Origin of the sequence: Bacillus sp. Bvel1, assembly GCF_014872755.1 — a bacterium.
GTDB lineage: Bacteria > Bacillota > Bacilli > Bacillales > Bacillaceae > Bacillus > Bacillus velezensis.
The window spans coordinates 85,945-103,806 of the sequence record NZ_JAAOBZ010000005.1; the positions used below are offsets into that span (position 1 = coordinate 85,945).

Here is a 17,862-nt window from a genome sequence, read left to right on the forward strand (position 1 = left end):
GATATAAAGTTAGTGAACAACGGTATAGAATCTTATTTTTCGAGGTGAACAGAATGGGAGAAGAACAAGACATTATTACAGTAACCGATCTGCGCAAAAAATATGGATCATTTGAAGCAGTGAAAGGGGTATCCTTTTCTGTCAAACGCGGCGAGCTGTTTGCATTTCTGGGAACGAACGGTGCAGGGAAATCGACCACTATCGATATTCTCTGTACGCTGATTAAAAAGACATCCGGAAAAGTGGTAATAGATGGTTATACGCTTGGTGAGGGGAAAGAGAATAATCATATCCGCAAAAAGATCGGAGTTGTTTTCCAAGAGAGCATTTTGGATGAACGATTGACCGTTTATGAAAATATCATGAACCGCGGACAATATTATCATTTAAGCAAGGCACAAGTGCAAGAGAACTATCAGTTTGTAACAGACTATTTAAAATTGGATGATATTAAGGAGAAAAAATACAGCGATTTGTCAGGAGGACAAAGAAGAAGAGCGGATATTGCCCGTGCCATCATCCATAAACCGACTATATTATTTTTAGATGAGCCTACTACAGGTCTTGATCCGCAAACGAGAGTATTTGTTTGGAATGCGATTAAAAGGCTGCAGGAAGAAACAAACATGACGATCTTTTTAACGACCCATTACATGGAGGAGGCCGCTGTGGCTGATAACGTTGTGGTCATCAAAGAAGGACGCCTGATCGCAGAGGGTACACCGAGTCAGCTGAAAGATCAATATGCGTTTGACAGTCTGCATATGATGTTTAAGCAAGGCGTTGATCCGACGGCATGGTTTGAAAATAAACAACTGGATTTTACGGTTAAAAACTCTATTTATTCCCTTCGTGTAGAGTCCACTCTCCAAGCGTTTGACATTTTGAAAGGTCTTGAAGGAAAAATTGAATCTTTCGAAGTGATTAAAGGGAATATGGATGATGTGTTTATCCATATTATCGAAGAACAAGGAAGCAGTTTGCCAGTAAAGGGGAGCATTGCATAAATGAAGTCTTTATCCAGTTTAATCAGCAGAAATATAAAAATATACTTCCGTGATCGAACGCTTTTGCTTCTCTCTTTGCTGTCAGTATTTATCGTCATTCTGTTATATGCCGTGTTCTTACAGCAGACACAACTGGACGCCATTAAGGCCCTGGTCGGTTCGACAGATGATTCCAAAGCAATGGTGAACGAATGGATGGTGGCAGGATTGCTGTCCATTACAGCTGTGACAACGACTTTAGGCGCTTTCGGAATTATGGTGAAAGATAAAGAAAGCAAGAGAACGTATGACTTTTTAACAGCTCCTTTATCAAGGGCGACCATCCAATTGAGCTATGTCATTCATTCATTTGTCATCGGCTTGATCTTTTCTTTCATCGCCTTTTTAGGCTGTGAAATTTTTCTCGTTTCAACAGGCAGTAAGCTTTTAAGCGGTACAGATATACTTGAAGTATTGGGGATCATTATTCTTTCAGTTGCACTCTCGAGTTCCATAAATTTATTTTTAACGCTGTTTATTCACACACAAAATGCATTTTCGACGTTAAGTACGATTGTCGGAACAGCCATCGGTTTTTTATGCGGAGTATATGTACCGATCGGGGGCGTACCGGTGTTTGTGCAGAAGATTATTATGTATTTCCCTATCAGCCACACCGCCGTTCTGTTCAGAAAAGCGTTTATGACAGACTCAGTTGATAAAGTGTTTAAACATGCTTCTGCGGACCAAATACAGGAATATGAAAAGCATTACGGGATCGTCTACAAGTTAAACGGCCATTTTATCAGTACGGCTGCGAGCTTGTGGGTCATTGTCATTACAGCCATCATATTTACCGTCATATCTATTTTCATATTTAAAAAACAAAATAAATGACTTCTTCAGACGATACATAACGATGTAACAGGCAGCACCCGTTTACTGGATGCTGCCTGTTTTGTTTATCATTATTCTTTTTGTGCTCAATTCTTAATTCCTCAAAAAGTTCTCGGGTTTCTCTTAAAAAAGTGTTGAAGATATCTTTATTTACACTGTATCAGGCTGGTAGATCTTGCGAATAAATCAGTTGACGTTTTTCTGGTGTCTTGAAGTGAAAGAGAACCATGGTAGAGTCATCTAATACTTCTGCATAAAGATTATTTTTTTCCATTCACAAGGTATGATGTAGTTATAAAAAATAGCCCAGCAAGGAAGTGCTGAGCCATTATTGACTTATAGACCGACGTAGTTTATTACAAATTCTTTATCGTCCTCATCTTCAGGCAAAATCCCCAAGTTTTGATATTCCCATACCACTTGCCGTTGTGTTCCGTTTAAGTCTGAGGCGATGACATCGGTGTAATCGTAGTCAATTGAGAATTTACCGGTATTCTCTAGTTTAAGCGTTAAATTGGTCCAACAATCTGGGTTATTTGCTTTAAATTCTTCTCTTAACTCCTCGAATAACTCTTGAAGTTCAATTAATAAACTCACGTAATCAGAAACTAATTTAAATTTTTCCTTCGTTAGTCTTAATATAATCCTCTAAAAAGTCTCTGACCGTTTTCCTTTTTGGCAGTAAACCCAGGTTTTTATACACCCAAATAGCTTTTCTTTGAGATCCATTTAGCTCTGAAGCAATTACATCTTCATAGTTATAATCTATAGAAAACTGGCCTGTCCTATCTAGATTCAAAGTCAAGTTTGTCCAAATTTGCGGATTATTTTCCTTGTACTCTTCGCGTAATTCTTCGAATGATTCTTGAAGTTCGATTAATAAATCATCATAGATATCTTCGCTTACATTAAAATGGTCTGGAATGTTATGTGAATATAAGAATTCACTCTCGCCCGGTATATTAAAATAAAAATATACTTCGGAAGAGTCCTCTAATATCTCGGCGTAAAGATATACTTTTTCCCATTCTGATGGAATCATTTCATTTATCTGATTTGCTATTCTTTGATACAATTCACCCATTTTTGGTGTGTCCATGATCTCAACCTCCAGATTGATTTTTTATTGTTACTTTTTCGAAATCAGCATCTCCAATGCTGTACTTAACGATGAATTTGTCTGGTCTTAGTGAATCACCTTTATATATGGCTTTTATATTAACGTTAACTTTTTGGGGTGGTTCTTCTTTAAGAGCTTTTGCCCATTCTTGCTCCATTTCATACCATCTGCCGCCGCTCCTATTAATCTGAGAATTCATCGGCACGATGTTGTCGAATTGGCCTGAGCCTTTGAATTGGGTGGCGATTAGGTGGCCTCCGTCGTCATCTGTCAGACGGTCTGGTTTGCCTGCTTTTGACTGTGCATATTGGTTGCGTTTTGCTTCTCCCAGCTGCAAGTCTGCTTTGACACTTGTAATTCTACCATAGTTGTCAGTGGTGTACGTGTAGCCTTCTTTTGTTTTATAGATGACATTCGGCTTCAATACTTTCTTTCTGGTCCATTTCGCAAAATGCTCGCCGTATTTGACCGTTACCGGCGGTACATGCGGTGCCGGTGTCCGTCTGCCGCTTGCGGAGGTTCCGTACGGTTTCGGCAGGATGACCTTGGCGAATTTCTGAAGTCCTTCTTTAAGTGTGACCCCGTTGACTGCGTTGTAAGGAACGCCCGCCGGCACTACGTCGTGACGCGGATGATACGGGAGAATATCAGCCAGGGTGAGATCTCCGATTTGATGTAACTTGGTTTTGACACGTTTTTTTGATACTTCTATGCCTGTGTTTACTTTTTGTTTGATGTGATCAACGGTTTGTTTTGAGACCGTTATCGCTTTTTGTGCTGCGGCGGATTTGCGTGCTGCTGTTTTGACTTTGGTTGTCACTTTGGCGGCTGTTCCTGTTTTTGAGACGGCGCCGACGCCTTTTGTGCCGACAACTGATGTCACAACGGTGCCCACTGCATATGACACCCATCTTGCTCTTGAGTAGGTGTCGCCATTCACCATGTCTTTTTGGTACGATTCTTCGATTGCCGCTGAAATGGCTTCATACGTCTTGATCGGGTGAGCCGCCGCTCCTGTAATGGCTTCAACCGTTCCGCCCGGATCTGTGACCATATCCCATAGGCCTGTGACCGCGTCTTTTCCGGAATCATAAAGGCCGACGGCAACGCCTTTGAAACCGTCTGTAAGTTCACGCGTGTTTTCAATTTGAATGAAGTAGCGCTGCTGTTCTTTTGTCAGGTTTTTATAGCCGATCGTTTTGGCCATTGAGTAGAATTCATCAGCATTCGCATAATCGTAGTTTTTCAGTCTTTCTTTCAGTTTTTCAATCTCTCGTTCCTTCGCTTCCTCTTTCTTCATCTTCAAATAAGCATCCGAATGTCTTGCGATATCGCCTTTTTTCTGATGGATGTCGCTTTCACGGTACGCTTTGGCGTTATAGTGAAGCGGCGTGGCGCTTTTTCCTTTGCCCGTGGCGTTTTGAAGCTGCTGGAAGTCGGCTTGGATGAACTGTTCGTTCGCTTCGGTTTCTGCGTATTCTTTCGTTAAATCGTGATCGAGCTTGCCGAGCTTATGTATCGTTTCGCTTCTTTTTTTGTCAGCTGAAGACAGCTTCTGATCCGTGTTTTCGGTTGAAAACAGATCAAGCGAGATGATGTCTTCGATCTCTCCGAGGATGGAGCGCATGTCCTTTTTCTGCTCTTCCATAATCGCCTTTGATTTACTGAGGGCGTGGGTGAGCTCATGCTCCAGAAATGATTCCTCCACATGCGAATTGGAAAGTCCGGCATCTTCGACCTTACCGGGAAGGCTTGTGAGAAATGCGATTTTCATGTCGATCAGATCAAGCCAGCTGTCTGTGACGCCGGCGTGGTCTTTGAAAAAGGCTTTGATGTTGTCAGCGCCCCGGCCTGAGAAATCATTGTCACCAAGAGCAGCCATGCCTTGAAATGCTTTTTTCAGATTAACCATTTGACCGCGCAGTTTTTTGTATTCACCCGCGCGCTGTTTGGCGGCGGCGAGAAGGGTGGTTGCTTCGAAAACTTTCATGACCATATCCTTTCATTCGAGGGTTTATAGAGGGAAAGATTAAGAAACTTATCAGAGACTGTGCAAACATAGGAATAGGGTTTCCCTGAATCTATAAAGCCTCAATATTCTTTTCGATTTTTTGAATGACTTGTCCGAGCCATAGTATTGGGGATAGTCCGTAACTATTGATATCTACACCATCTGCAGACTCTTCTATAAAATCATTTTTTTCTTCATCTGAGTAATTGCTATTTATAAACGTTTTGAGTGCTACTACATCGTTTTCTTGTTCTTTTTTAGGTATCTCTGCTAAGTATTCTTCAAGTGCTGTCTCAGGAGTGTCTATATCTTGATGGAAAGTCCCTCCTAAAAATTGAAATACAGGTTCAGAAATATTTGTTTCGATCATTGTTCTCACCTCTTGGGTAGGCTGTTTGCTTCGAAAACTTTCATGACTATAATCCTTTCTTTTGTTCGATATCAAAATATTACCACGTGAATCGGGGTACACAGTGTAGGAAATAGGTAATAAGAATAAAATGAATCTTTTGGCTTGCGACTTCCTTCCTGTATGAAGGGAGGCTTTTTATGTTTTGTACAATAATCCTCAAATTCGGCTTACTGCGCTCCGGTGATTTTAAGCGTGCCTGTTTTTTCTAATGTCTTACACTCGAAACAACCCAACCGCTGAGGTATAATAGAAGCAGAGTATTTATCATACAGATTCAATTCGTGAAAGAGAGTGGAACAAAATGGGCCGTAAGTGGAACAATATTAAAGAAAAGAAAGCATCAAAGGACGCAAATACGAACCGGATTTACGCGAAGTTCGGCCGTGAGATTTATGTGGCGGCAAAACAAGGCGAGCCAGATCCGGAATCGAACCAGGCGTTAAAAGTGGTGCTTGAGCGCGCGAAGACGTACAGTGTGCCGAAAAATATTATTGAGCGTGCGATTGAAAAGGCGAAAGGCGGCGCGGAGGAGAACTTTGACGAGCTGCGTTACGAAGGTTTCGGGCCGAACGGTTCAATGATCATCGTTGATGCGTTAACGAATAATGTAAACCGCACGGCGCCTGAAGTGCGCGCCGCATTCGGGAAAAACGGCGGAAATATGGGTGTGAGCGGGTCTGTCGCTTACATGTTTGATGCAACCGCCGTTATCGGCGTTGAAGGCAAGACGGCGGATGAAGCGCTGGAATTGCTGATGGAAGCTGATGTGGACGTGCGTGATATTTTAGAAGAGGATGACAGTGTTATCGTGTATGCTGAGCCTGATCAATTCCATGCCGTACAGGAGGCATTCAAAAATGCCGGCGTTGAAGAGTTCACGGTTGCGGAGCTGACGATGCTTGCGCAAAATGAAGTCGAGCTTCCGGAAGATGCGAAAGCTCAATTTGAAAAGCTGATCGATGTGCTGGAAGACCTCGAAGACGTACAGCAGGTTTATCACAATGTAGATTTAGGCGAATAAAGACAAAAAGGCCGGGGCGGCATAAGTTCCGGCCTTTTTATTTTGCTTATGCGGCCGGCCTGTATCGTATTTCTCCGTAAGCAATTATTGATTATTTCGCCAAAACTGGGCGGATGCCCATACGTTTCCTTCCGCATGTCATAAACTGGACTGTAACCTATGTGAAGGAGCGATAAATCATGAATGAAAGAAGACCGATTTACGGCGGAGGCTATGGCGGCTACGGAGGCTACCCGGGGTACGGTTTTGGCGGCTACGGCGGCTACGGTGGCTACGGCGGCTTCGGAGGATATCCGGGATACGGTTTCGGCGGAGGCTACGGCTACCCGGGGTACGGTTTTGGCGGTTACGGCGGTTACGGCGGTTTTGGCGGCTACGGCGGCTTCGGAGGATATCCGGGGTACGGTTTTGGCGGCTATGGCGGAGGCTACGGCGGCTACCCGTTCCATCACCATCATCATCGGGACAGCCAATATATCTGACCATTCGGGAAAAGCACTCTTGGAACAGCAAGAGTGCTCTTCTCATGTTCTTGCAGCTGTGGTACGATTGGAGCAAAATCATCAAGTACATATGACATTTCTGTAAATCATGAGCAAGTTGTTTATAAACTGAAAAGCATGATCTGTAAAAATCTCTTTATCGGGAGGTTTTACATGTGAGAAGTGAAGACGAAATGATGAAATTGATTCTTGATATTGCGATGAAGGACGAGAGAATCCGTCTTGTCACTTTAGAGGGATCAAGAACCAATAAAAATGTACCGCGAGACAAATTTCAAGACTATGATATTTCTTATTTTGTGACCGATATGGACTCTTTTATATCTGATGAAAGCTGGCTGGATCAGTTTGGCGAAAGAATGATGATGCAAAAACCTGAAGATATGGAACTTTTCCCTCCGGAACTCGGAGACTGGTTCTCCTATCTCATGCTTTTTAAAGATCATCATAAAATCGACTTAACTTTGATCCCTCTGAGTCAAACAGAGGATTATTTTACACAGAGTGATGGTTTGGCGGAAATATTATTAGACAAGGATGACCGAATCAACAGTAAGATGATTGCGAGTGATGAACAATATCATATAAAGAAACCGACCCCCGGAGAGTTTGATGATTGCTGCAATGAATTTTGGATGGTTTCAACCTATGTGATTAAAGGATTAATGCGCAAAGAAATACTGTTTGCGCTGGACCATATGAATGACATTTTAAGGCATATGTTTTGCGTATGATTGCGTGGAATATCGGGATAGAGCATCAGTTTTCATTAAGTGTAGGGAAGAATTATAAGTATATTCAACATTACATGAATGCGAAAGATTGGGAAATTCTGCTGAATACTTATGTCGGCAATACTTATGAAAGCGTGTGGAAGGCATTGTTTGACTGCCAAGGTCTCTTCAGAGCATATTCAAAGTCAGTGGCTGTTTTATTGAGATATGAATATCCTGAATATGATCAGCAAATTACGGAATATACATTGAAACATTATCAGTGCTTTCAATCAGATTTTTCATTATGATTTTTTCACTTCAAATTCCAGATGAGCTGCATGGAGTCCGTTTTTAACGGGCTTTTTTATTTTCTTACAGGGCATAAATGCCGATACGGATTCATACCTATTAAGGTCATGTGTTTAGGAAAGGAGGATCGTAATGAAAGAAAATCAGCCGTTTACACCGGTCAAATCCTATAAACCCTTCCACAGCCGGTTTGATCCCTGCCCGCCGATCGGGAGAAAATACTACAGAACGCCGCCGCATCTTTATATGCGGTTTCAGCCTTATCACTTGGAGCAGTTTTCTCCGATGGAGGCATTAAGAAAAGGGACCCTTTGGAAGGATCTTTACGATTTCTATGATAATCCTTATCGGGGGGGAATCGAATATGGCGAAAAAGATTGATGATGAATACTATCGGCTGCTGGAGCAAATTCAGGCGGCGGACTTTGTCTTGGTGGAGCTGACGCTTTATCTGGATACGCATCCCCATGACCGTCTCGCGCTTCAGCAGTTTCATGAGTATTCCCGGTACTCAAGGCAGCTGAGAAAACGGTTTGAGCCTGAGTACGGACCGCTTCTGCAGTTCGGCGTGAGTCAGGCCGGCGCTCAATGGGACTGGGGCCGCGGTCCTTGGCCATGGCAAGTATAAGGAGGGATCTGTAAATGTGGGTATATGAAAAAAAGCTGCAGTATCCGGTTAAAGTGAGTACGTGCAACCCGATGCTGGCTAAGTTTCTCATTGAACAATACGGCGGGGCGGACGGCGAATTGGCCGCAGCGCTCCGGTACTTAAACCAGCGCTACACGATTCCTGACAAGGTGATCGGCCTGCTGACGGATATCGGCACGGAGGAGTTTGCGCATTTAGAAATGATTGCGACGATGATTTATAAGCTGACAAAAGATGCGACACCGGAGCAGCTGCGTGATGCAGGGCTCAGTGATCATTACGTCAACCATGACAGCGCGCTGTTTTATCACAATGCGGCCGGCGTTCCGTTCACAGCGTCTTACATACAGGCGAAGGGAGATCCGATTGCTGATTTATATGAGGATATTGCGGCTGAAGAAAAGGCGAGAGCGACGTATCAATGGATTATTGATATTTCCGATGATCCTGACCTGAATGATTCACTCCGTTTTCTGCGTGAGCGTGAAATCGTTCACTCTATGCGTTTCAGGGAAGCGGTTGAGATTTTAAAAGAAGAACGTGATAAGAAGAAAATTTTTTAAACGGCCCTCAAACATGACGGCTGTTTTTTTCCTTTCTGCGTTTGGTCTATAATAAAGGTGTCGAATATTCTGATTACAGGAGGATTTTATGACACCATTTACGATTACGGAGGAGAAGGCGGGGGCATTCCGGGTCACCTCCGCCCGGAAGGATGATGAAGAAGAGGTCATGGATCTGCTCGTGCAGGCGGCAGAATGGCTTCGCGATAAAGGATCGAACCAGTGGAGCGGCCTTCTGCAAGGGGAAGATACCCACAATATGCGGGAGGCGATCGCCAAAGGGTATGTTTTTTTATTCAGGCAGAATGAAGAGCTGGCCGGCGTCGTCATGCTGCTTCCCGAAGCAAGCGGGTGGGACAGACGTCTATGGGGCGATGAAGGGCATGAGGAGTCCGTATATCTCCACCGGCTGGCGATTAACAGGCGGTTTGCAGGGGCGGGGCTCGGCCGGACGATCATGACTTGGGCGGAGACGGGGGTGTCTTGTCCGGGAAAAACGAAAATCCGGCTCGACTGCGTGTCCGGAAACAAGGCGCTTCAGTCGTTTTACAGCGGAATGGGTTACGAATCAAAAGGACTCGCGCCGGGTTATCATTTGTTTGAAAAAAAGGTGAGCAAATAAAAAGCTCCTCATGACGGAGGTGCAAAAGACATGGGGTTTTTTTATCTGATCTGTCTGGCCGCATTTTGTCTTAACTTTGCCGTATCGGCTGTGCTCCGTAAGAAATGGCCGAAAAAGATGTGGCCTGAGTGGCTTTTGGCGGTGCTGGGCCTGACTGCTTTCGGTACGGTTGTTTACAGCATTTTCGGTGTCGGCGGCTGGGAAGGCATGGGCTTGGGGCTTGCCGCGATGTTTGCGGGTTCCGGAGCGGCCGCCGGTTATGCCGCTGAGGTATGCTTACGGGTCGTCAGATCGAATCAAAAACAGTAAGCAGAAGTGAAAAAAACGCAGCCTCGGCTGCGTTTTTTTGTGTATTGCCGGCCGCTGTATAGAAAACAGGCGAATGTCCATAATGGTAATGACTTTTAAGAAGAAGGTGCAAATATGGGACATTTACTTACAGTGGCTTGGGAGTTAGTATGCGGCTTGGGTATTTTATTTGTGATTTTAAAATTGCTTGGAAAAACTCAATTCTCGCAAATTACGCCGTTTGATTTTATTTCCGCGCTCATCCTCGGCGAACTGGTCGGAAATGCGGTGTATGATAAAGGCGTCAGGATTATTGAAATCATTTTTGCTTCTCTGTTATGGGGGGTTTTAATTTATCTCATCGAACTGATTACGCAGAAAGTAAAAAGCTCCAGAAAGCTGTTGGAAGGCGAGCCGAGTATTATCATACATAAAGGAAAACTGAAATATGATGTGCTGAAAAAGAATAAGCTGGACATTAATCAATTGCAAAGCCTTCTCAGACAGGCGAATTGCTTTTCTATACAGGAAGCGGAGTACGCAATTTTAGAAACAAACGGGATGGTCAGCGTCCTGCCGAAATTTCAATATGACACGACGAAGAACGGCGACATGCAAATAAAGCCGAAGCAGGTCTCTTTGCCGGTCACGCTGATTATTGACGGCGAAGTGCTGTATGAAAATCTGAAAGAAGCCGGGCTGGAAGAAAAGCAGCTGAATCAGGAGCTGAAAAAGCTGAACATAAAAAAAACGGAGGACGTGCTGTATGCGGAATGGAAGCCCGATAAACCGCTGTTTGTCCTGCCGTATGAGGAGAAAAAATAAAAAGAGCATTGCCCTGGGGCAAATGCTCTTTATTATTTTTCGTGTACGCCTGTTTTAACGGCTCTGACATGATACATACCGACATCCGTCCCAAGCATATAATCAGGTTTCGGCTTGCCTTGGTTTGCTTTGTGGGCCGCGATGTGGTCTTCGCTTTTTTCCCATTGTTTCCAATGGTCTTCTGACTCCCAGCGGATTAACACGACGACTTCTTCATCACCGCGGCGGACTTTTTTTTCCAGGACCGTTACGTCTATCAAACCTTCCTGCTTTTCAATCACGCCTTCTGAACTGAAGCGTTCGATTACTTTGTCGGCATGTCCTTCTTTTACGGTCATTTTTCTGATTTGCACAAACATCTGGCAGCTCTCCAATCCTTTTTACGCTTTATCCAACATTTTAAATGAAAATGATTCTCAAATTCAATTAAGATGCCTGACGGATTACGATTTCAGGAGAAAGACATGACCATCCTCATCTTTAAATTGCACGAAGCTGCCCCATTCCATTTGTTTCGGTTCATCTAAAAAGGTGATGCCGTTCTTTTTCATCTGTTCGTATGCGGCAAAGACATCATCACACTCAAATACGATAGAAGCCTTCATATGCTCGGCCCTTTTCATCATCGATTTCGGATAAATAACCAAATGAGTGGCGGCCCCTTTGGGCGCTACCTCAAGCCAGAAGGCGCCCGGTCCCATCGGATGCTCGGCGACGGTTTCAAACCCCGCTTTTTCCGTCCAGAATGTTTTCGCTTTTTGCTGATCATCAGTGTATACGGCGACTGTCGCGATTTTTTTGATCATCATACTGACCTCCTGTTTCATTTCTTTTATAGTGTATCCTCCTGCCGAAAAAAGCAATCAAAAGCTTTAATGTGCAGGTTTTTTTAATTTCTCTAGTGCGATCGGCGATTCCGATTTATAATTTAGACAAAAGTACATATTCTTGAAAGAGGAGACGGCAGTGAACAAAGACCAATTACTTCATGATTATATTATTACACATTCGGCAGAGCTGACGGAAAAATGGCTCAAGCTGAGACGGAAGCTGAGAGGGCGTTTTTATTCTGCGGATCAATTAAGTGAGGAAATGAAACGGCTGCTGATCGAGCAGCATACCTTTACAAACACGGTCATCGCAAGCGCTTTTTTGGAAGATCCGGCCGTTTTTCAGCATAACAAAGAAAAATGGGCCGCTCAGGTAGCGAAAAGCAGAGTGGAGCAAGACGCGGAGGTTCATGAGGTCGTTGAGGCGATCGGCAATTCAAGAACCGTCTTTTGGGAGGCGGTCACCCGTTTTATGGATGAGCATCAGGACATTGTAACAAATGAGGATGCCCGCCGCTGGAATTACCTTGTCAACGGCTCGTTTGATCAGCTGATGACGGATTTTACTGAACAGTTTCAGAAATTAATGATCGCGAGGCTGTCATCTCAGCAGGAGCTTATTTCCGAATTGAGCTGTCCGGTTATTTTGATCGCGGATACGATCGGCACTCTGCCGCTCATCGGCGCGATTGATACGAGACGGGCGCGTGTGATTTTGGAGTCGGTGCCGGAAAACTGTGTCGCCAAACGGATCACAAACCTTGTAATTGATCTGTCCGGTGTGCCCATTGTCGATACGATGGTGGCGCAGCAATTATATATGCTGTCGAAAACGTTATTTCTCCTCGGCATCAGAACCGTGTTTTCCGGCATTCGGCCTGATGTGGCACAGACTTCTATCCAATTGGGACTTGATTTTTCAGAGTATCAAACTTACGGCTCTCTGGAGCAGGCGCTCGCCAGCATGGGTGTCACATGTGTTATCGAGGAAGCAAAAGCATAGAAAAAAGGTGCTCCGTCCAGAGGCGGGGCGCTTTTTTTGTCAGCGGAAAACAATTTAAACATGTCGGAACGTGAAAATTGCGTTCTTAAAAACAGCAATATGACGCCTTGGGGGCGGGCGTCGGCGACACGGTTTATGTCAAAGCGAAGGAAGTGAAAGTTTTCGCAAAGAAAACATATCCGAAAATTGTGTAAATGCTGTTGATTTCTGAATGAAAACATAATAGTATAATTATATATTTCTTATCAGAATAGTATGAATTAAAACACTCATTGTCAAAAGACGAACGGCCAGACATAAAGGGGGAGCATGATGACGTCCAAAGGAAACGTAGATCCGCATGTGATCGAAAAGATTATCAGTGCGCTGGAAACGCTCGATTTCGGGACTGTTCAGATTACGGTTCATAATTCCCAAGTGACACAAATTGATAAGGTGGAGAAATATCGATTTTCCCTGAAGAGCAAAGAAGTAAAACCATCTTAAAAAACAGCCAATGACAGGAGGCGGTACATATGAAGCATTCAACTGTTCCTTTACGGGAGAGCCGGTATCTGCACCTGCCCGAAGTGCGCTTTCTGCATTGGTGCACGAAGCAATACGGCATAAATAAAGGCGTGCTCAATACAATTGACGGCTGGTTTTATGATGCGGGCGTCATTCCGATTCCCGTCAGGCGTCTTTATGTGCTGGCATTCCTTGATTTCGTGAAAACGCCGGGGCAGAAGGGGAATATCCGATTCGGGCACGGCGGATTGACGAAAAAACTGCATGATTTCATGGATATGCAGGAGTGCGCAGCGAAACGTCAGGCCTGACATCCTTAAAATCTTCTTAAAATCATGCAAATTTCTCCCATTTTATTTATAATAGACCTATCACGATCATTTTTTGGGAGGACTTTTGACATGCAAACTGCTGCTTATGAGAGCAAACAATCTATTATGCAGCGCATTATCACGGTATTTGTGTTTACACTGTTAGTTGCGACAATCGGCCTGTATACGGGCCAGTTCATTCCGCCGGCATTGATGCTGCCGCTGTCGGTCTTGGAGGTCGTCATGATCATCGCCGCATTTTGGCTGCGCCGAAAAAAAGCCGTCGGATATGTGTTTGTCTTTTCATTCGCTTTTATTTCCGGAATGACGCTGTTTCCGATCATCAGCCATTATGCGTCCGCAGCCGGAGCCTATGTCGTATTGGAGGCATTCGGTTCTTCGTTTGTCATTTTTGCGGTGCTCGGTACGATCGGCGCTAAAACGAAAAAGGACTTGTCGTTTTTATGGTCCTTCTTGCTTGTCGCTCTTATCGCGCTTCTCGCAGTGGGGATCTTTAATATTTTCAGCCCGCTGAATTCCGCCGCCATGATGGCGTATTCCGTCATCGGAACAATTGTGTTTTCAATGTACATCTTATACGATCTGAACCAGATCAAGCACCGGGACATCACGGCTGACCTGATTCCTTTGATGGCATTGACGCTTTATATCGACTTTATCAACTTGTTTATCAACCTGCTTCGGTTTTTCGGGATTTTAAACAGTGATGATTAATCGCGCGAAAAAGGCGCCCTGCTAAGAGGGGCGCCTTTTGTTAATTCTAAGAGTTTTGAATTTTTAATCTCATAAGCCATGAGATCCCCTTTGTCATACGTTTGCCAGCTAGAAGTGAACGGAGGGTTTGTCATAATAACAAACCTGTTTCAAAAAATTTGAAAGGGGAAGGATATTATGCCTTGTAGTACAGATTATGCAACATATGTATTGAGAGTTTGTACCGATGCGGATTCTTATTCTGCAAAAGCTACTTCTATTGATTGTGTAGCATCATATGGGGGCGGGACAATCGCAACATTTGATTATTCCATGACAATTGATGTTTGGAACGGTTCAAAATGGGTGGCTAATGAAACAAAGAAAGGTTCTTTCAGTCACTCAACACCTAAAAAAGTATTTAAACTCTCAAATCAAAAATCGTTAAAAAAAGGATCAAATAGTGTGAGAGTGAGGTTGAAGACTAAAAATCGATATACAAATGTAACTTCCAGCATTAAAACACCTGCATTTATAGTGAAGAGAAAGTAATTTTAAAATTATTTCTTCTGAAACAGCCTGAACAAACAAATGTGCAGGCTGTTTTTTTATAACCCTCATCTTTTTACTTCAATTTCTATCTCATAGAAATTTGCCTTTGTTTTTACAATACTACTTTATGTTCTGTCTCCGGAAAACAGCAGAAGCTTATCAAATAAAACTTCAAGCATTTTTGTCAATTCCGCTTTTTCTCCAGCGGTGAAGCTTTCCATGACTCCTGAAATGTTGGAGAAGTGGCCGGGAAGAAACAGCATCAGCTTTTCTTTTCCTTCCCTTGTAAGTTCGATGCTGATTTTTCGTCTGTCGCCGGTATGCCGGCTGCGGTTTACAAAGCCGTCCCGTGCGAGTCCGTCGATCAATCCGGTGATGGTTGCTTTGGTGACATTGGATTTTTTCGCCAGCTCCGTCGGACTCAGGCTATGGCCGGGTTCGTCAAACAGAAACATTAAAATTTTAAATTTCCCTTCGGACAATCCGTGACTTGAGAAATAATGCTCCATGACCTGATTCATTTTTTTAGACATATCAAATAACGTCAAAAATGTTTTCAATGATTCAGCATCCATATCGGCGTAAATCTCAGCGCGTCCGGCAATCTGCGAGTAATCCGGCAAATGTCTCAACTCCATTTTGTAAGCCTCCGTACCATTTTAGTGATTCAAAGTATAAGCTTGCCGGATTCAAAAGGCAACCTATAAAGATTGACAGTTTTTCAGCCAATATAGTAAGGTGGCTAATAGTTAACAAATGATAAATAAATTGAGAAGGCGGTATCGTGATGAACCATGAAGTGAAAAAGATCATCATAGCGGGCGGAGGGATCGGCGGCCTGTCCGCAGCGATTTCTCTCGGCAGAGCGGGTTTTGAAGTGACCCTTTGCGAGGCGGCGTCCGGCATGCGAAAAAGCGGAGCGGGCATTCTCCAGCCTCAAAATGCGCTGCGGGTGCTGCAGGAAATCGGTGTGTATGATGAATGCTGTCAACACGGCTTTCAAACGGAATGGCTGAAGCAGCATGATGAAAACGGAACGCTGCAGTTTAAAGTGAGTGAGGCGTTTTTAGATGATTCATTGCCGGGGCGGAATAATATATTGCGTCAAACGTTAAACGATATCCTCAGGAAGCATGCTGAGGCGGCGGGGGTCACGATTCTGCCCGGTAAAAAAGTCGTGTCTTACGAAGAAACGGCAGATGAAATAACGGTGCATTGTGCAGACGGAACCGCGACGACGGCTGACATCCTCGCCGGCTTTGACGGCATCCGCTCCGCTGTCCGCGATCACATGCTGCAAAGGGAAGTGAAAACAGAGTATCTCGGCATGGGAGCGCACAGATTTTACATTACTTTTCCCGAGCCGGTTTTTCATGATTCGGCACTGATGTATAAAAAGGGGCAGACGCAGGTCGGGGTCGTGCCGCTCTCTGAAAAAACAGGATACGTATTTATCATCCGGCCGTATGACGCTGACTTCAGGGATGACGAGGACACGCGTTTTGAACGGGTGAGAGACTTGCTGCACGGATTTCCGGGAGTGAAGTTTGTGACAGAGAATATGTCAAAGGAATATCCCGTTTTGTTTCATAAGATTGAGCAGATGGCGGTCAAAGAACCGTGGCACAGAGGCCGCGTCGTTCTGGGCGGGGATGCCGTCCATGCAGGAGCGCCGACATTGGCGCAGGGAGCGGCGATGGCGATTGAAGACGCGATTGTGCTTAGTGAAGAACTGCAAAAACACGAAAACCATGAAACTGCATGTCAAGCATACTTCGAAAGACGGGCGGAGCGGGCATTACAGGTGCAGAATCTCTCATCTGAAATCGTCCGCCGCGAGATAAAGGGAACGCCCGGCGTCCAAGACATCATCGGTGAATGCTATCGATTGCTCAAAGAGCCTTATTAAATAAAGAAAGTCCAGAACATGGCGTCTGGACTTTTGTCAGTCTTGTTCAGATTTATTCCGTATCCGCTCAATCACCTCATGCAGCCCCTCAGGCTTGTGAAACTCCACCGGCGAACTGCCTTTTTCAAACGAGATCGTCTCCGCCTCAATGAGCGCGACATAGCGCCCGTTCACTTTTGCGAGATGGATGGATTCGCCGAAATCAGCCAGTAATCCTTTAATCTCTGTTTCTCCGACTTTCATTTTCAGCTCGGCTTCCGGCGTGTGTTCAATGATCTGCGCGGATGCCTCGATGACTTGATGGGTGTCGAGGCGCTCCTGAATTTCCCGCTTTTCACTCGCTTCCCAAATTTCAATGTCGTGCTCAAACTGCTGAAGCTCTTCGCTGTTTTCTTCAAAAGTTTCATACACGTGCTCCTGCACCATGTTCATGACTTGGTTTTTCATGATTTCCGGCATCGATTCGCCATATTCGACAAATTTGAGAAAATCTTCGAAATAACGGGCGTGCGAGGCCTGGTGGATTTTCAGCTCATGCTCTTCCGTCATGCCTTCTTCCGGCATATACGGATATTGAATGCTTTTCATGTTTTTTGTCGTGATGGCCATTTCGACCTTTTTAATGAGAGACGAGGCGTCTGAGATGCGGGCGACCTTCGGCTCGAAATCGCATTTCATCATAAAGACGAATTTGTCCTCAAAATATTTGCGCGGAACGGCCGAAGCCACGATAAAAACACCGCCGCGCACGGCGCTCGTGTCAAGATAAGTACGGACGAACTGTTCGCTTGCCTCGATAAATGCTTCCTTCGTATCCGCAAGTCTGGCGCGGTTGAAAAGGTTGTAATTCGGATTTGAATCAAGCTCATGGCCCGGCTCCGTGATAAAATGGCCGATTTTTGTGGGGACCTGCTCGGATTGCGGATGCCGTTCAGCTTTCCGTTTGACGATTTTCTTCAATTCCCCGTCAAGAAAATCCTTCAGCTCGCTTTCTTCAAATTCGTCTGTGTCAAGGGTCTGGAAATGTTTGAACTGTTTGTTTGCCTGTTCGTCTTTTCCTTCCACTTGAATGACATAAAACGATAAAAACTTGATTTCAAAATCCATATGTGAA

23 protein-coding genes and 3 pseudogenes are annotated in these 17,862 nt (G+C 44.4%); 17 read left to right on the forward strand and 9 right to left on the reverse strand.

The genetic code is table 11. The annotated features are described in order from the left end of the window. Window positions 1–53 precede the first annotated feature (53 nt). Window positions 54–1,007, forward strand: coding sequence for an ABC transporter ATP-binding protein (locus HAP68_RS03230; protein WP_003155721.1), 954 nt, complete (start codon window positions 54–56; stop codon window positions 1,005–1,007). Beyond that, entirely contained in the window at window positions 1,008–1,883 is an 876-nt protein-coding gene (locus tag HAP68_RS03235) for an ABC transporter permease (RefSeq protein WP_003155719.1), read from the forward strand. On the opposite strand, the pseudogene HAP68_RS03240 reads toward HAP68_RS03235, so the two are convergent. The 5 genes and pseudogenes from HAP68_RS03240 to HAP68_RS03260 all read right to left on the reverse strand — a co-directional run bounded on the left by HAP68_RS03240 (window position 1,864) and on the right by HAP68_RS03260 (window position 5,384). Continuing rightward, window positions 1,864–2,186 (reverse strand): annotated as a pseudogene (locus HAP68_RS03240) (TIGR01741 family protein). The gene HAP68_RS03235 and the pseudogene HAP68_RS03240 sit on opposite strands and share 20 nt — an antisense overlap. Before the next feature lie 33 nt (window positions 2,187–2,219). Then, window positions 2,220–2,483, reverse strand: a pseudogene (locus HAP68_RS03245) (TIGR01741 family protein); the annotation flags it as partial. A gap of 13 nt (window positions 2,484–2,496) precedes the next feature. Next, complete coding sequence (gene yezG, locus HAP68_RS03250) at window positions 2,497–2,982, reverse strand: LXG family T7SS effector immunity protein YezG (protein WP_014304561.1); 486 nt, start codon at window positions 2,980–2,982, stop codon at window positions 2,497–2,499. A gap of 4 nt (window positions 2,983–2,986) precedes the next feature. After that, a complete protein-coding gene (locus HAP68_RS03255) occupies window positions 2,987–4,993 on the reverse strand; it encodes a T7SS effector LXG polymorphic toxin (protein WP_024084980.1) in 2,007 nt (668 codons plus the stop codon). Window positions 4,994–5,084: 91 nt separating this feature from the next. Beyond that, window positions 5,085–5,384 (reverse strand): contact-dependent growth inhibition system immunity protein, encoded by a 300-nt coding sequence (locus HAP68_RS03260; RefSeq protein WP_024084981.1) that lies wholly within the window; start codon window positions 5,382–5,384, stop codon window positions 5,085–5,087. Window positions 5,385–5,727: 343 nt separating this feature from the next. Between HAP68_RS03260 and HAP68_RS03265 the strand changes: the two genes are divergently transcribed. The 9 genes and pseudogenes from HAP68_RS03265 (at window position 5,728) to HAP68_RS03305 (ending at window position 10,922) form a co-directional block, all read left to right on the forward strand. Then, the gene (locus HAP68_RS03265; RefSeq protein ID WP_184123328.1) at window positions 5,728–6,447 is read left to right on the forward strand and encodes a YebC/PmpR family DNA-binding transcriptional regulator; all 720 of its coding nucleotides are present in this window, start codon (window positions 5,728–5,730) and stop codon (window positions 6,445–6,447) included. Window positions 6,448–6,626: 179 nt separating this feature from the next. Further along, on the forward strand, window positions 6,627–6,929 hold the full coding sequence (locus HAP68_RS03270; protein WP_024084982.1) for a hypothetical protein: 303 nt from the start codon (window positions 6,627–6,629) through the stop codon (window positions 6,927–6,929). Between the two features lie 176 nt (window positions 6,930–7,105). Beyond that, window positions 7,106–7,974: pseudogene (ant(6), locus tag HAP68_RS03275) on the forward strand (aminoglycoside 6-adenylyltransferase). Window positions 7,975–8,107: 133 nt separating this feature from the next. Then, window positions 8,108–8,356 carry a spore coat-associated protein CotJA gene (gene cotJA, locus HAP68_RS03280; protein WP_003155704.1) on the forward strand — a complete coding sequence of 83 codons (249 nt, stop codon included), beginning with the start codon at window positions 8,108–8,110 and terminating at the stop codon, window positions 8,354–8,356. Continuing rightward, window positions 8,340–8,603 carry a spore coat protein CotJB gene (gene cotJB, locus HAP68_RS03285; RefSeq protein ID WP_003155702.1) on the forward strand — a complete coding sequence of 88 codons (264 nt, stop codon included), beginning with the start codon at window positions 8,340–8,342 and terminating at the stop codon, window positions 8,601–8,603. Before cotJA ends, cotJB begins: the two co-directional genes overlap by 17 nt. Before the next feature lie 14 nt (window positions 8,604–8,617). Beyond that, window positions 8,618–9,187, forward strand: coding sequence for a spore coat protein CotJC (gene cotJC, locus HAP68_RS03290; protein WP_003155700.1), 570 nt, complete (start codon window positions 8,618–8,620; stop codon window positions 9,185–9,187). Between the two features lie 88 nt (window positions 9,188–9,275). Beyond that, entirely contained in the window at window positions 9,276–9,809 is a 534-nt protein-coding gene (locus HAP68_RS03295; protein ID WP_024084983.1) for a GNAT family N-acetyltransferase, read from the forward strand. A 30-nt stretch (window positions 9,810–9,839) separates the two neighbouring features. Next, entirely contained in the window at window positions 9,840–10,118 is a 279-nt protein-coding gene (locus tag HAP68_RS03300; protein ID WP_003155698.1) for a YesK-like family protein, read from the forward strand. A 114-nt stretch (window positions 10,119–10,232) separates the two neighbouring features. Continuing rightward, window positions 10,233–10,922 (forward strand): YetF domain-containing protein, encoded by a 690-nt coding sequence (locus HAP68_RS03305; RefSeq protein ID WP_024084984.1) that lies wholly within the window; start codon window positions 10,233–10,235, stop codon window positions 10,920–10,922. 32 nt (window positions 10,923–10,954) lie between these two features. On the opposite strand, the gene hmoA is transcribed toward HAP68_RS03305, so the two are convergent. Together hmoA and HAP68_RS03315 are read right to left on the reverse strand one after the other, a co-directional pair. After that, entirely contained in the window at window positions 10,955–11,281 is a 327-nt protein-coding gene (hmoA, locus tag HAP68_RS03310) for a heme-degrading oxygenase HmoA (protein WP_003155696.1), read from the reverse strand. Between the two features lie 84 nt (window positions 11,282–11,365). Then, window positions 11,366–11,728 carry a VOC family protein gene (locus HAP68_RS03315; protein WP_024084985.1) on the reverse strand — a complete coding sequence of 121 codons (363 nt, stop codon included), beginning with the start codon at window positions 11,726–11,728 and terminating at the stop codon, window positions 11,366–11,368. A 160-nt stretch (window positions 11,729–11,888) separates the two neighbouring features. Between HAP68_RS03315 and HAP68_RS03320 the strand changes: the two genes are divergently transcribed. The 5 genes from HAP68_RS03320 (at window position 11,889) to HAP68_RS03340 (ending at window position 14,839) form a co-directional block, all read left to right on the forward strand. Beyond that, complete coding sequence (locus HAP68_RS03320; protein ID WP_014304568.1) at window positions 11,889–12,755, forward strand: STAS domain-containing protein; 867 nt, start codon at window positions 11,889–11,891, stop codon at window positions 12,753–12,755. Between the two features lie 312 nt (window positions 12,756–13,067). Then, complete coding sequence (locus tag HAP68_RS03325; protein WP_014304569.1) at window positions 13,068–13,241, forward strand: YezD family protein; 174 nt, start codon at window positions 13,068–13,070, stop codon at window positions 13,239–13,241. Window positions 13,242–13,270: 29 nt separating this feature from the next. Continuing rightward, the gene (ribR, locus tag HAP68_RS03330; protein WP_014304570.1) at window positions 13,271–13,573 is read left to right on the forward strand and encodes an FMN riboswitch-binding regulator RibR; all 303 of its coding nucleotides are present in this window, start codon (window positions 13,271–13,273) and stop codon (window positions 13,571–13,573) included. A gap of 90 nt (window positions 13,574–13,663) precedes the next feature. Then, complete coding sequence (locus HAP68_RS03335) at window positions 13,664–14,308, forward strand: Bax inhibitor-1/YccA family protein (protein ID WP_014304571.1); 645 nt, start codon at window positions 13,664–13,666, stop codon at window positions 14,306–14,308. Between the two features lie 177 nt (window positions 14,309–14,485). Further along, window positions 14,486–14,839 carry a hypothetical protein gene (locus HAP68_RS03340; protein WP_015416996.1) on the forward strand — a complete coding sequence of 118 codons (354 nt, stop codon included), beginning with the start codon at window positions 14,486–14,488 and terminating at the stop codon, window positions 14,837–14,839. A gap of 125 nt (window positions 14,840–14,964) precedes the next feature. Here the strand turns inward: HAP68_RS03340 and HAP68_RS03345 are convergent, their stop codons facing one another. Then, a complete protein-coding gene (locus tag HAP68_RS03345) occupies window positions 14,965–15,477 on the reverse strand; it encodes a MarR family winged helix-turn-helix transcriptional regulator (RefSeq protein ID WP_003155687.1) in 513 nt (170 codons plus the stop codon). 149 nt (window positions 15,478–15,626) lie between these two features. Here HAP68_RS03345 and HAP68_RS03350 point away from each other — a divergent pair, with 149 nt between their 5' ends. Then, window positions 15,627–16,748, forward strand: coding sequence for an FAD-dependent oxidoreductase (locus HAP68_RS03350; protein WP_041482354.1), 1,122 nt, complete (start codon window positions 15,627–15,629; stop codon window positions 16,746–16,748). Window positions 16,749–16,784: 36 nt separating this feature from the next. Here HAP68_RS03350 and HAP68_RS03355 read toward each other — a convergent pair whose 3' ends face one another. Further along, complete coding sequence (locus tag HAP68_RS03355) at window positions 16,785–17,855, reverse strand: DUF3900 domain-containing protein (protein ID WP_003155683.1); 1,071 nt, start codon at window positions 17,853–17,855, stop codon at window positions 16,785–16,787. Window positions 17,856–17,862: the final 7 nt, after the last annotated feature.

What these genes read in the sequence shown, in the direction of transcription:
- HAP68_RS03230 (WP_003155721.1), top strand. Translation starts at nt 54, where the DNA reads ATGGGAGAAGAACAAGACATTATTACAGTAACCGATCTGCGCAAAAAA.
- HAP68_RS03235 (WP_003155719.1), top strand. Translation starts at nt 1,008, where the DNA reads ATGAAGTCTTTATCCAGTTTAATCAGCAGAAATATAAAAATATACTTC.
- yezG (WP_014304561.1), bottom strand. Translation starts at nt 2,982, where the DNA reads ATGGACACACCAAAAATGGGTGAATTGTATCAAAGAATAGCAAATCAG.
- HAP68_RS03255 (WP_024084980.1), bottom strand. Translation starts at nt 4,993, where the DNA reads ATGAAAGTTTTCGAAGCAACCACCCTTCTCGCCGCCGCCAAACAGCGC.
- HAP68_RS03260 (WP_024084981.1), bottom strand. Translation starts at nt 5,384, where the DNA reads ATGATCGAAACAAATATTTCTGAACCTGTATTTCAATTTTTAGGAGGG.
- HAP68_RS03265 (WP_184123328.1), top strand. Translation starts at nt 5,728, where the DNA reads ATGGGCCGTAAGTGGAACAATATTAAAGAAAAGAAAGCATCAAAGGAC.
- HAP68_RS03270 (WP_024084982.1), top strand. Translation starts at nt 6,627, where the DNA reads ATGAATGAAAGAAGACCGATTTACGGCGGAGGCTATGGCGGCTACGGA.
- cotJA (WP_003155704.1), top strand. Translation starts at nt 8,108, where the DNA reads ATGAAAGAAAATCAGCCGTTTACACCGGTCAAATCCTATAAACCCTTC.
- cotJB (WP_003155702.1), top strand. Translation starts at nt 8,340, where the DNA reads ATGGCGAAAAAGATTGATGATGAATACTATCGGCTGCTGGAGCAAATT.
- cotJC (WP_003155700.1), top strand. Translation starts at nt 8,618, where the DNA reads ATGTGGGTATATGAAAAAAAGCTGCAGTATCCGGTTAAAGTGAGTACG.
- HAP68_RS03295 (WP_024084983.1), top strand. Translation starts at nt 9,276, where the DNA reads ATGACACCATTTACGATTACGGAGGAGAAGGCGGGGGCATTCCGGGTC.
- HAP68_RS03300 (WP_003155698.1), top strand. Translation starts at nt 9,840, where the DNA reads ATGGGGTTTTTTTATCTGATCTGTCTGGCCGCATTTTGTCTTAACTTT.
- HAP68_RS03305 (WP_024084984.1), top strand. Translation starts at nt 10,233, where the DNA reads ATGGGACATTTACTTACAGTGGCTTGGGAGTTAGTATGCGGCTTGGGT.
- hmoA (WP_003155696.1), bottom strand. Translation starts at nt 11,281, where the DNA reads ATGTTTGTGCAAATCAGAAAAATGACCGTAAAAGAAGGACATGCCGAC.
- HAP68_RS03315 (WP_024084985.1), bottom strand. Translation starts at nt 11,728, where the DNA reads ATGATCAAAAAAATCGCGACAGTCGCCGTATACACTGATGATCAGCAA.
- HAP68_RS03325 (WP_014304569.1), top strand. Translation starts at nt 13,068, where the DNA reads ATGACGTCCAAAGGAAACGTAGATCCGCATGTGATCGAAAAGATTATC.
- ribR (WP_014304570.1), top strand. Translation starts at nt 13,271, where the DNA reads ATGAAGCATTCAACTGTTCCTTTACGGGAGAGCCGGTATCTGCACCTG.
- HAP68_RS03335 (WP_014304571.1), top strand. Translation starts at nt 13,664, where the DNA reads ATGCAAACTGCTGCTTATGAGAGCAAACAATCTATTATGCAGCGCATT.
- HAP68_RS03340 (WP_015416996.1), top strand. Translation starts at nt 14,486, where the DNA reads ATGCCTTGTAGTACAGATTATGCAACATATGTATTGAGAGTTTGTACC.
- HAP68_RS03345 (WP_003155687.1), bottom strand. Translation starts at nt 15,477, where the DNA reads ATGGAGTTGAGACATTTGCCGGATTACTCGCAGATTGCCGGACGCGCT.
- HAP68_RS03350 (WP_041482354.1), top strand. Translation starts at nt 15,627, where the DNA reads ATGAACCATGAAGTGAAAAAGATCATCATAGCGGGCGGAGGGATCGGC.
- HAP68_RS03355 (WP_003155683.1), bottom strand. Translation starts at nt 17,855, where the DNA reads ATGGATTTTGAAATCAAGTTTTTATCGTTTTATGTCATTCAAGTGGAA.